Here is an 11499-nt window from a genome sequence, read left to right as displayed (position 1 = left end):
CCATGCGCGTCTGGCTCGACCCGCAGAAGGTCGCGCAGCGCGGCCTCTCGGCCAGTGACGTGATCGGCGCCATCCGCGGCCAGAACGTGCAGGCCGCGGCCGGCGTGGTCGGCGCCTCGCCGGGCCTGCCGGGCGTGGACCTGCAGTTGTCCATCAACGCCCAGGGCCGCCTGCAGACCGAAGAAGAGTTCGGCGACATCATCGTGAAGACCGGTGCCGACGGCGCCGTGACCCGGTTGCGCGACATCGCGCGGCTGGAGATGGGCGCGGCCGACTATTCGCTGCGCTCGCTGCTCAACAACAAGCCCGCCGTCGGCATGGGGGTGTTCCAGGCGCCGGGCTCCAACGCGCTGGAGATCTCGGCCCAGGTGCGCGCCACCATGGCCGAGCTGCAGCAGAACATGCCCGAGGGCGTGGAATTCCGCATCGCCTACGACCCCACGCAGTTCGTGCGCGCTTCCATCAAGTCGGTGATCACCACCCTGCTCGAAGCCATCGCTCTCGTGGTGCTGGTGGTGATCGTGTTCCTGCAGACCTGGCGCGCCTCCATCATTCCGCTGCTGGCGGTGCCGGTGTCGGTGGTGGGCACCTTCGCCGTGCTGCACCTGCTGGGCTTTTCCATCAACGCGCTGTCGCTGTTCGGCCTCGTGCTGGCGATCGGCATCGTGGTGGACGACGCCATCGTGGTGGTGGAGAACGTGGAACGCAACATCGAGGCCGGCCTGTCGCCGCGCGATGCGACCTACCGCGCGATGAAGGAAGTGTCCGGGCCCATCATCGCGATCGCGCTGGTGCTGGTTGCCGTGTTCGTGCCGCTGGCCTTCATCAGCGGCCTCACCGGCCAGTTCTACAAGCAGTTCGCGGTGACCATCGCGATCTCCACCGTGATCTCGGCGATCAACTCGCTCACGCTCTCGCCCGCGCTCGCCGCCCTGCTGCTGCGCGGCCACGACGCTCCGAAGGACGCGCTCACGCGCGGCATGGACCGCGTCTTCGGCCCGCTGTTCCGCGGCTTCAACCGCTTCTTCAACCGCGGCGCCGAGGCCTACAGCGGTGGTGTGCGGCGCGTCATCTCGCGCAAGGCGCTGATGATGGTGATCTACCTCGCGCTGGTGGGCGTGACCTTCGGCCTGTTCAAGGCGGTGCCCAGCGGCTTCGTGCCCGCGCAGGACAAGCAGTACCTGATCGGTTTCGCGCAACTGCCCGACGGCGCCACGCTGGACCGCACCGAAGACGTGATCCAGCGCATGGGTGAGATCACCAAACAGAACCCGAACGTGGAAGACGCGATCGCCTTCCCAGGCCTGTCGATCAACGGCTTCACCAACAGCTCGAACTCCGGCATCGTGTTCGTCTCGCTCAAGCCCTTTGCCGAGCGCCAGCGCGCCGACCAGAGCGGTGGCGCCGTGGCGGGCCAGCTGAACCAGGCCTTCGGCAGCATCCAGGACGCCTTCATCGTGATGTTCCCGCCGCCCCCGGTGGCGGGCCTGGGCACCACGGGCGGCTTCAAGCTGCAGCTGGAAGACAAGGCCTCGCTGGGTTACGAAGCGATGGACGCGGCCGTGAAAGCCTTCATGGCCAAGGCCTACCAGACGCCCGAGCTGGCCGGCATGTTCACGAGCTGGCAGGTCAACGTGCCGCAGCTCTACGCCGACATCGACCGCACCAAGGCGCGCCAGCTCGGCGTGCCGGTGACGGACATCTTCGACACCATGCAGATCTACCTCGGCAGCCTGTACGTGAACGACTTCAACCAGTTCGGCCGCACCTACAGCGTGCGCGCCCAGGCCGATGCGCCCTACCGCGCGCGCGCCGAAGACGTGGGCCTGCTCAAGGTGCGCTCGAACACGGGCGAGATGGTGCCGCTGTCGGCGCTGATGAAGGTGAACTCCAGCTTCGGTCCCGAGCGCGCCATGCGCTACAACGGCTACCTCTCGGCCGACATCAACGGCGGCCCCGCGCCCGGCTTCTCGTCGGGCCAGGCGCAGGACGCGATCGAGCGCATCGCCGCCGAGACGCTGCCGCAAGGCATCGGCTTCGAATGGACCGAGCTCACCTACCAGGAAATCCTGGCCGGCAACTCCGCGCTGTGGGTGTTCCCGCTCGCCATCCTGCTGGTGTTCCTGGTGCTGGCCGCGCAGTACGAAAGCCTGACGCTGCCGCTGTCCATCATCCTGATCGTGCCCATGGGCCTGCTCGCGGCCATGACCGGCGTGTGGCTGGATGGAGGTGACAACAACGTGTTCACGCAGATCGGGCTGATCGTGCTGGTGGGGCTATCAGCGAAGAACGCGATCCTGATCGTGGAGTTCGCGCGCGAGCTGGAGTTTGCCGGGCGCACGCCGGTGCAAGCCGCCATTGAAGCCAGCCGCCTGCGGCTGCGCCCCATCCTCATGACCTCGCTGGCTTTCGTGATGGGTGTGCTGCCGCTGGTGCTGGCCACCGGCGCGGGCGCCGAGATGCGCTCGGCCATGGGCGTGGCCGTGTTCGCCGGAATGATCGGCGTGACCGCCTTCGGCCTGTTCCTCACCCCCGTGTTCTACGTGCTGCTGCGCCGCCTGGCGGGCAACCGCGCGCTGCGCCAGCACGGCGAGATCCCCCACTTCGAGGGCTTTGCCTCCGGCGGTGGCGGCAGCGTGCAAGCCGTGCCCGCCGCCCCCCTCGGCCCATTGACGCATTGACCCATTGATGAAGACACAGAAGGTGCACACCATGAAAAAGCTCCATCACCTGTTGCCGCTGGCCGCCGCCCTCTTCCTGGCCGGCTGCGCCACCGCGCTGCCGCCACTGCCGTCGTCGGTCCCGACGCCACCGCAGTTCAAGGAGCAGCAGCGCCAGAACGAGAACTGGACCATCGCCCAGCCCGCCGAGGCCCAGAGCCGCGGCACCTGGTGGAGGGCGTTCAACGACCCGGTGCTCGACGACCTGGCCGAGCGCGCCGGCGCGAACAACACCAGCATCCAGGAAGCCGCGGCCCGCCTGGCCCAGGCACGCTCGCTGGTGCGTGGCGCCCAGGCCGACCGCGCGCCGCAGATCGGTGTGGGCGCTGCCGCCAACCGCGCAGCCGGTGCCAACACCGCGAGCGGATCGACCCCGGCCACGCTGTTGCAGACCGGATTGAACCTCTCGTACGAGCCCGACCTGTTCGGGCGCTTGTCGCGCGCCCAGGACGCTGCCGCGCTCGACACGCAAGCGCGCGAGGCGTTGCTGCAAAGCACACGCCTGCTGGTGCAGGCCGAGGTGGCACAGACCTACCTGGCCCTGCGCGCCACCGACACCGAACGTGCGCTGATCCGGGACACCGCCACGGCCTACGCCGACACCCTGCGCCTCACGCAACGCCGCTTTGAGGCCGGCGATGTGGCCGAGCTGGACGTGATCCGCATCGAGACCGAACACGCCGCCACCGAGGCCGAGGTGATCGCGCTGGACCGCGCGCGCGCCGAACTTGAACACGCGCTGGCGGTGCTCCTGGGTGAACCGGCGTCGGGCTTCGCGCTGACGCCCGACACGACGGCGCGCACGCTGCCCGTGATTCCGGCCGGCGTGCCCGCCACCGTGCTGGCGCGCCGGCCCGACGTGGCCGCGGCGCAGGCCTCGCTGCTGGCCGCGCAGGCGCGCGTGGGCGTGGCCCAGGCGGCGTGGTTTCCCAGCGTGTCGCTCACGGGGGCCGCGGGATATGCCTCGCCCGATATCGGCGACCTCTTCAAGTGGTCGGCCCGCGCCTGGGGCATCGGCGCGCTGATGTCCGTGCCGCTGTTCGACGGCGGACGGCGCGAAGCCGGTGTGCAGGGCGCACAGGCGCAGCTGGACGCCGCCGCCGCGAGCTACCGGGGTCAGGTCTTGAACGCTTTGCGCGAAGTGGAAGACCAGTTGTCCGCGCTGCGCCTGCTGCAAGACCAGTCCTTGGCCCAGGGCCGCGCGATGAGTGCCGCGCAGCGCGCCAGTGCGATCTCGGAGACGCGTTACCGCAACGGCCTGGTGAGCCAGCTGGAGCTGCTGGACGCGCGCCGCAACGAGCTGTTCAACCGCCGCCAGGCGCAACGCGTGGAAGCGGCGCAGCAGCAAGCCACGGTGCGGCTGGTTCGCGCCATCGGCGGCGGGTGGGGAACCGCCGGTGCCGCAGCGGCGCCGGGGTGAGCATGGCGCGCATCGACGGCAGGCGTTGGCTCATCGGCGGCACACAGCCTGCAGCGAACGTCGAATGCGCGAAGTGCGCAAGGGACGGCAGCTTCCAGAAGCAGTTCAAGGCCAGGTGCGGGTGCGGCGTTTGAAACCACAGGCCCACTGAACCCCCTTTCTGGTTATCCAGCCACCGTTTGACGGGCAAGAAAAACCTGGTGCAGGGTGATCTTGCGCACCTCGACCTGGCTGGCCTGGATGTGCGAGCGCAGCAGCAGGTCGGCGCGGTCGGCCTTGCGGGCGATGATAGCGCGCAGGATCTTGGCGTGTTCGTCGTAGGTGGCGTCGATGCGCACCTGCTTGAGAAAATCGAGCCGCCGGATGATGCGGATGCGCTCGGTCACCTCGTGGTGCACGCGGGCCATTTCGGGGTTGCCCGCGGCCTGCACCAGGGTTTCGTGGAAGGCCTCGTCCCAGGCCGCCACCGTCGTCGCGTCGTCGCTGCGTTCGTTCACCGACACCAGCCAGCGCTCCTTGAGCGCCTGCAACAGCGTTGACGCGGTGGCCACGTCCTGCTGGCACAGGCGCTGCACGGCGGTGGTCTCCAGCACCATGCGCAGGTCGTAGAGCTGATCGAACTTGTCGAAATCAAACGGCAGCACGCGCCAGCCGCTGCGGAACATGACCTCCACCAGCCCTTCCTGCTGCAACCGGTACAGCGCCTGGCGCACCGGCGTGCGCGACACCGCCAGGCGGTTGCAGATTTCGTGTTCGCTGAAGCGGTCGCCCGGCACCAGCCGGAAGTCGGCGATGTCCCGTTTGAGCTGCTCGTACGCCTCGTCGGCGCGGGAGGGGGGCGTGGTGGCCGTCTTGGTGGTGGATCGTTGGAAGGTGTGCACGGGAAAACTCTGGCTGCCTGAAGGGCTCATCACCGGGTCGGGGCCAGCGCGGCCAGCAAGGACCCGCTGGTGGCGGTCCAGCCGATGATGCCACCCTGGGCGTGCAGCATCTCCACGGTGGCGGCCTTGAAGTGCGGAAAGTAGCTCTCGGTGCAGTCCTCCAGCAACAGGCAGTCGTAGCCACGGTCGTTGGCCTCGCGCATGCTGGTCTGCACGCACACCTCGGTGGTCACGCCCATGAACACCAGGTGGGTGATGCCGGCCTGCTGCAGGGTTTCGTGCAGACCGGTGGCGTAGAAGGCGCCCTTGCCCGGTTTGTCGATCACGATCTCACCCTCGATCGGCGCCAGGGCCGGGATGATCTGGTTGCCCGGTTCACCGGCCACGAGGATGCGCCCCATGGGTCCCACATCCCCGATCCGCCATGTCGGGTTGCCGCGCAAGCGCTTGGCCGGCGGGCAGTCCGACAGATCGGCCGCGTGCGCCTCGCGCGTGTGCACCACCAGCCCGCCCGCCGTGCGCCAGGCGTGCAGCACGGCCTGACAGGCGGGCACGATGGCTTCCAGCAGCGCCACGTTGTTGCCCAGGCTCTCCCCGAAGCCACCGGGTTCGATGAAGTCGCGCTGCATGTCGATGATCACCAGCGCGCTGTGCGCCAGGTCACATTCGTAGGGAAAAGGTTGTGCGGCTGTCTGCATGGTCAATGTCCTCCGCCCATGTGGGCACCGATTTCATGGCGTTCGGCGCTCGCGGCCGGCGTCTCGAACACGATGCGGCCCTCGCTCATCACCACGATGCGGTCGGCCAGCTCCAGCAGTTCGTCCAGGTCTTCGCTGATCAGCAGCACCGCGCCGCCCTGGTCGCGCACACCGCGCAGCCGGGTGTGGATGTCCCTCACGGCCGCGAAATCCAGGCCGAACACCGGGTTGGCCGCGATCAGCACGTTGATGTCGCCGTGCAGCTCGCGCGCCAGCACGGCGCGCTGCACGTTGCCGCCCGAGAGGCTGCGGATGGGGGCGTTCTCGCCCTGCGTCTTGATGCCGTAGCCGGCGATCCATTCGCGTGCGCGGCTGCGCCACTGGCCGAAACGCAGGCGGCCGCCGCTGCACAGCGGCGCGCGGTCGAAGTCGCGCAGCGCCATGTTCTCGGCCACCGACAGGTCGCCCACGCAGGCGTTGCGCAGCGGCTCCTCGGGCAGGCTGCGCACCTTCAGGCGGTGGTTCTCCTCGCGCCGCGCGCCGTAAGGCTGGCCCTGCACCGTCACCGTGCCGGCCGCGCGGGGACGCTGGCCCACCAGCGCCTCCACCAGCTCGCGCTGGCCGTTGCCCGACACGCCGGCCACGCCCAGGATCTCGCCGCTGGCCACGGCCAGGCTCAGGTCCTGCACGGCGAGCGTGCCACGGTCGCCCATCACCTGCAGGCCCTGGACCGCGAGCGACACCGCGCCGCTGGCCGGGGCCTCGGGCCGGTCCGCAGGCGCGGCACCCACGGGAGCTTCCGTGCCCTCGGCCGCGCCGCCCACCATGGCCTGCGCCAGCAAGGCCGGCGTGGTGCCGGCCACGGCGCAGTGGTGCACCGCCTGGCCGCGGCGCAGCACCGTCACGTCGTCGGCGTAGGCCATCACCTCGCGGAACTTGTGCGTGATGATCAGCACCGTGCACTGGCCGCTGCGCGCGAACTCGCGCACATGGCCCAGCACCTCGTCGGCCTCCTGCGGCGTGAGCACCGAGGTGGGTTCGTCCAGGATCAGCAGGCGCGGTTTCAGGTAGAGCTGCTTGAGCAGTTCGAGCTTCTGCTTCTCGCCGGCGGCCAGCTCCTGCGGGCGGGCGTCCAGGTCGAGCTGGAAGGGTGTGGTTTTCAGGAACTGCGCCAGCCCGGCGCGCTGGCGTTTCCAGTCGATGACGCTCGGGATCTGGCCCCCCGCCAGCAGCAGGTTCTCGGCCACCGTCATGCCCGGCGCCAGCGTGAAGTGCTGGTAGACCATGCCGATGCCCAGCGCGCGGGCCACCACCGGGTTGGTGATCGCCTGTTCGCGGCCGTCGATCAGGATGCTGCCCGAGGTGGGCCGCTGAAAGCCCGCCACGCACTTCACCAGCGTGCTCTTGCCGGCGCCGTTTTCGCCCAGCAGGGCGTGCACGGTGCCCGGCGCGACCTTCATGCTCACGCCCTGCAGCGCCTGGAAGCTGCCGAAGCGCATGCCCATGTCGTAGGTGTCCAGCGCCAGCGCGCCGGTGGGCGGCGGCAGGCCGCCGATGGCTGCGAGGTCGGTCATGTCAGTGCTTCCAGGACGGCGGTCGAGCGGGCGTGGGCACCGAACACGCCGCCCTGCATCGTGATCATCTTCAGCGCGGCCTCGTGGTTGCCCCGGTCGGTGGCGGCGGTGCAGTCCGACAGCAGCAGGCACTCGAAGCCGCGGTCGTTGGCGTCGCGCATGGTGGTGTGCACGCAGACGTCGGTGGTGATGCCGGCCAGCAGGAGGTTGCTGATGCCGCGTGTGCGCAGCAGCAGCTCCAGGTCGGTGGCGTAGAACGAGCCCTTGCCCGGCTTGTCGATCACCACCTCGCCCGGCAGCGGCGCGAGTTCGGGGATCAGCTCCCAGCCCGGTTCGCCACGCACCAGGATGCGCCCGCAGGGCCCGTCGTCGCCGATGCCCACACCGTCGGTGCCGATCTGGCGCGAGCGCCAGCGCTTGTTGGCCGGCAGGTCCGAGAGGTCGGGGCGGTGGCCTTCGCGGGTGTGCATGACCACGTAGCCGGCGCTGCGCATGGCGGCCATCAGCGTCTGCAGCGGCGCGATGGGCGCGCGCGTGAGCGAGATGTCGTAGCCCATCTGGTCCACGTAGCCGCCGACGCCGCAGAAGTCGGTCTGCATGTCGATCACGATCAGCGCGGTGTTCTCGGGCCGCAGGTCGCCGTTGTACGGCCAGGCGTAAGGGTTGGCGTCGATGAAGCGTTCCATGGCTCAGGCCACTTTCTTCAGGATGGCCGCCGCCGGCTCCGGCACCAGGGGGTGCGACTCCGGGCCTTTGTACGAACGGGTGGGCGCGTCGAAGCCGCAGGGCGTGCCGTCGGTCACGTCGACCTGCCAGGGCAGGCGGTAGGTGCCGGTGGCCATGTCGTGCATGTAGGTGTAGGGGCAGTCCTGTGCGCCGCCCTTCACCGCCACGTAGCCGCGGTGGTAGAGCTGGTAGAGGTTGTTCTCCACGCCCCAGCCCTGGCGCGCTTCACGAACCAGGTCGGGCCGCAGCTCGGCGGTGATGATCTCGTCGACGCGGCCACCGCCCTCGGCGATCACCGTGCCGTCGAAGCTGCAGAACATGCCCTCGCCCATGGAGTCGAAGCTGCCGTCGCTGCCGCACAGGCACACGCTGGCGGTGATGGCCAGGTTGGTGAAGGCGTTGGCCTGGTTGGTGATCTTCCAGGCGTGGCGGATCGGCGCCGTGTAGCCGGCCGTGCGCAGGATGATCTCGGCGCCCTTGTAGGCCGCCTCGCGCGCCATCTCGGGGAACATGCCGTCGTGGCAGATGATGAGCGAGAGCCGGCTGCCGTTGGGCCCGTCGCACACGGGCACGCCCAGGTTGCCGGGTTCCCAGGGCTCCACCGGCACCCAGGGGTGCAGCTTGCGGTAATAGAGCCGGATGACGCCGGTGTCGTCGATGATGAGCCCGCTGTTGTAAGGGTTGCCGCCGGGGTTGGCCTCCATGATGGAGAAGCAGCCCCAGATGCTGTGATCGGTGCAGGCCTGCTTGAACGCGGCCACTTCCGGGCCGTTCAGCGAGACCATGAGCTCGGGGGCCGTGCTCATCGAGAGGCCATGCAGCGCGTACTCGGGGAACACCACCAGGTCCATCGTGCCCTGGTTGCGCCGCGCCTTGGCCACCAGGTCGCAGATGCGCTGCGTCTGTGCCGCGAGCTGCGCGCGGGTTTCCACCACCGGCAGCTGCAGCTGCACCAGGCCCACGACCACGCCGTGCTTCGATTTGTTGAGTCCGCCCAATCCACTCATGGGTCTTCTCCTAGTGGGTTGAAGAAAGTTCGCCGGGGCTGCCGGGCACGACCACACCGGGCCGGCAGGTGAGCGCCAGGATCAGCAGCGTGAGCACGTAGGGCACGATGTTGAACAGGTGGTAGCCCCAGCCGATGCCGACCGACTGCAGGGCCGGGCCGATGGCGCCGGCGCCGCCGAACAGCAGCGCGGCGCCGACACAGCGCAGCGGGCTCCAGCGCGCGAAGATCACCAGCGCCACGGCGATCAGGCCCTGCCCGCTGGAGATGCCCTCGTTCCAGCTGCCGGGGTAGAACAGCGTGAGCGAGGCGCCGCCCAGCCCGGCGATGAAGCCGCCCGCTGCGGTGGCCGCGATGCGGATGCCCGAGACCGAATAGCCCAGTGCCCGTGTGGCGTTGGCCGAGTCGCCCGCCAGGCGCACCAGCAGGCCCAGGCGCGTGTTGGCGAAGGCCCACCACAGCAACACGGCCATCAGCAGCCCGAGCGGCAGCAGCGCGTTGACCTCGAGCGCCGAGCGCACGGCGGGCGAATCGCTCCAGCCACCCAGCGACAGGGCCGGCAGCTGCGGCGCCTGCGGCTGGATCAGCGGCTTGCCGAGGTAGAAGGCCAGGCCCATGCCGAGCAGCATGAGCGCGATGCCGGTGGCGATGTCGTTGACGCGTGGCAGCGAGCACAGCAGGCCATGCAGCGTGGCCAGCAGCGCGCCAGCGACCGCGCCGGCCAGCACACCGATCCAGGGCGAGCCGCTGAGGTACGAGGCGCCGAAGGCCGTCATGGCCGAGAGCACCAGCACGCCTTCGAGGCCGAGGTTGATGCGGCCTGACTTTTCGGTCAGGCACTCGCCCAGGCTCACGAACAGGAAGGGCACGCCCACGCGCAGGGCGCCGCCGACGATGCCGGACAGAAAGATGATCAGTTGGTCTGCGGTCATTGGGAATCCTCCGTGCTTCGCACTGCGGTGCGACCTTGCTTGGGGCGGCCCTGCGCTGAGGTCATGCTTTCTCTCCCTGGGGCACCGGCCCATCCGAGGGGACACGGGCGAGCCTTGCGAACCACGCCTTCCAGTCGGTGTCGCGCAGCGCTTCGCTGGCCAGGATCAGCACGAAGGCGATGCCTTGCAGCAGCAGCACCGAGGCGTCGGGCAGGCCGAGGCGGCGCTGCAGCAGGCTGCCGGCGGCGCCGAAGCCGCCGAACAGGATGGCCACCGGGATCACCGCCACTGGGTGGTGCCGCGCCATGAACGAGACCAGGATGCCGGCGTAGCCGTAGCCCGCGATCAGCGCGGCGTTGGCGCTGGTGTGCACGGCGGCCACCTCGATGGCGCCGGCCAGGCCGCCGGCCGCACCACCGAGCGCGCAGGCCAGCACCACCAGCCGCGTGGCGGGCAGGCCCACCAGCTGGGCCGCACGCGGGTTGCCGCCGACCACGCGCACGGCAAAACCCGAGGGTGTGAGGCGCAGCCACAGGCCCGCGACCAGGCACACCACGACGCCGATCACCAGGCCCCAGTGCACGTCGGAGCCGGCAATGGTGGTGATGAGCAGGCCCTCGTCGAGCGCGGGCGTGGATGGCTTGTTCAGGCTGGCGGGGTCGCGCAGCGGCCCTTCCACCAGGTGCTTGAACAGACCGATGGCCACGTAGGCCAGCAGCAGGCTGCTGATGGTTTCGTTGATGCCGCGGTACTGGCGCAGCCAGCCCGCCAGCGCCACCCACAGCCCGCCGGCCAGCGCACCGGTCACACACACCATCACCGTGCCGGCGAGGTTCGTCGGCAGCGGCAGGGCCTGGGCCAGCGCCGCGCAGGCCAGGCCGCCCAGCACCAGCGCGCCCTCGCCACCGATCACCACCAGGCCGGCGCGCGCGGGGATCGCGACGCACAACGCGGTCAGCATCAGCGGCGCGGCGCGCTGCAGCGTGTTCTGCCACGAGTACCAGTCGCCGAAGGCGCCCTTGAACAGCAGCACCCAGACCTCGACCGGGCTCACCCCCGCGAACGAGACGATGAGGCCGAACAGCAGCAGGGCCAACGCGATGGCGCCGACGGGAAGGAGGATGTTGCGCATGACCGTGGCGAGGTCAGACGGAGCCGTTCACGCCTTCGACCAGGTAGTTCATTTTTTCGAGCTCCAGGTCGGTCTGCTTGAACGCTTTGCCGGCGGGAATGATGGTGGCGCCCTTGTTGTCCTTGAGCGGGCCTTTGAAGATGTCGAAGCCGCCGGCCATCATCTGCGCCTTCACGCCGTCGGCCTGCTTCTTGGCCGCGTCCGTGACCGCAGGTCCGTAGGCCGACATCTTCACGAAGCCGTCCTTCAGGCCGCCGCGCACGAAGTTCGGGTGTGGCTTGCCGCTGCGCGCCGCCTCGATGAAGGCGGTGTAGGCGGTGAGCCAGTTCCACTCGGCGCCGGTGAGGTAGGCCTGGGGCGCGAGCTTGGCCTGGCTGGCGTGGTAGCCGCAGACCATCTTGCCGCGCTTG

Annotated in this window: 9 protein-coding genes and 1 pseudogene; 2 read left to right on the top strand and 8 right to left on the bottom strand. The window is 69.5% G+C overall.

Annotated features, from left to right (window positions below; translation table 11 throughout):
• The coding region (locus IV088_RS19940; protein ID WP_291105633.1) for an efflux RND transporter permease subunit at positions 1–2681 on the top strand (2681 nt) is incomplete at its 5' end.
• A gap of 31 nt (positions 2682–2712) precedes the next feature.
• Entirely contained in the window at positions 2713–4140 is a 1428-nt protein-coding gene (locus IV088_RS19935; RefSeq protein WP_291105631.1) for an efflux transporter outer membrane subunit, read from the top strand.
• Positions 4141–4304: 164 nt separating this feature from the next.
• On the opposite strand, the gene IV088_RS19930 is transcribed toward IV088_RS19935, so the two are convergent.
• The 8 genes and pseudogenes from IV088_RS19930 to IV088_RS19895 form a co-directional block, all read right to left on the bottom strand.
• Positions 4305–5021, bottom strand: a complete 717-nt coding sequence (locus tag IV088_RS19930) for a GntR family transcriptional regulator (protein WP_291105630.1) — start codon at positions 5019–5021, stop codon at positions 4305–4307.
• Between the two features lie 29 nt (positions 5022–5050).
• Positions 5051–5719 carry an isochorismatase family cysteine hydrolase gene (locus IV088_RS19925; RefSeq protein WP_291105628.1) on the bottom strand — a complete coding sequence of 223 codons (669 nt, stop codon included), beginning with the start codon at positions 5717–5719 and terminating at the stop codon, positions 5051–5053.
• 2 nt (positions 5720–5721) lie between these two features.
• Complete coding sequence (locus tag IV088_RS19920) at positions 5722–7293, bottom strand: ABC transporter ATP-binding protein (protein WP_291105627.1); 1572 nt, start codon at positions 7291–7293, stop codon at positions 5722–5724.
• A complete protein-coding gene (locus IV088_RS19915; protein ID WP_291105626.1) occupies positions 7290–7979 on the bottom strand; it encodes an isochorismatase family cysteine hydrolase in 690 nt (229 codons plus the stop codon). The genes IV088_RS19920 and IV088_RS19915 overlap by 4 nt, the downstream gene beginning before the upstream one ends.
• A 3-nt stretch (positions 7980–7982) precedes the next feature.
• Positions 7983–9026 (bottom strand): formamidase, encoded by a 1044-nt coding sequence (locus IV088_RS19910; protein ID WP_291105625.1) that lies wholly within the window; start codon positions 9024–9026, stop codon positions 7983–7985.
• A 10-nt stretch (positions 9027–9036) separates the two neighbouring features.
• Positions 9037–9957: an ABC transporter permease gene (locus IV088_RS19905; RefSeq protein ID WP_291105624.1), complete on the bottom strand. Its 921-nt coding sequence runs from the start codon at positions 9955–9957 to the stop codon at positions 9037–9039.
• Between the two features lie 61 nt (positions 9958–10018).
• The gene (locus IV088_RS19900) at positions 10019–11089 is read right to left on the bottom strand and encodes an ABC transporter permease (RefSeq protein WP_291105622.1); all 1071 of its coding nucleotides are present in this window, start codon (positions 11087–11089) and stop codon (positions 10019–10021) included.
• 13 nt (positions 11090–11102) lie between these two features.
• Positions 11103–11499: pseudogene (locus IV088_RS19895) on the bottom strand (BMP family ABC transporter substrate-binding protein); the annotation flags it as partial.

The organism is Hydrogenophaga sp. (assembly GCF_018780075.1).
Classification (GTDB): Bacteria; Pseudomonadota; Gammaproteobacteria; order Burkholderiales; family Burkholderiaceae_C; genus Hydrogenophaga.
Note: the sequence above shows the minus strand (reverse complement) of the source record. Positions and strands in the feature narration are given on the sequence as shown.

What these genes read in the sequence shown, in the direction of transcription:
- IV088_RS19900 (WP_291105622.1), bottom strand. Translation starts at nt 11,089, where the DNA reads ATGCGCAACATCCTCCTTCCCGTCGGCGCCATCGCGTTGGCCCTGCTG.
- IV088_RS19910 (WP_291105625.1), bottom strand. Translation starts at nt 9,026, where the DNA reads ATGAGTGGATTGGGCGGACTCAACAAATCGAAGCACGGCGTGGTCGTG.
- IV088_RS19925 (WP_291105628.1), bottom strand. Translation starts at nt 5,719, where the DNA reads ATGCAGACAGCCGCACAACCTTTTCCCTACGAATGTGACCTGGCGCAC.
- IV088_RS19905 (WP_291105624.1), bottom strand. Translation starts at nt 9,957, where the DNA reads ATGACCGCAGACCAACTGATCATCTTTCTGTCCGGCATCGTCGGCGGC.
- IV088_RS19935 (WP_291105631.1), top strand. Translation starts at nt 2,713, where the DNA reads ATGAAAAAGCTCCATCACCTGTTGCCGCTGGCCGCCGCCCTCTTCCTG.
- IV088_RS19915 (WP_291105626.1), bottom strand. Translation starts at nt 7,979, where the DNA reads ATGGAACGCTTCATCGACGCCAACCCTTACGCCTGGCCGTACAACGGC.
- IV088_RS19920 (WP_291105627.1), bottom strand. Translation starts at nt 7,293, where the DNA reads ATGACCGACCTCGCAGCCATCGGCGGCCTGCCGCCGCCCACCGGCGCG.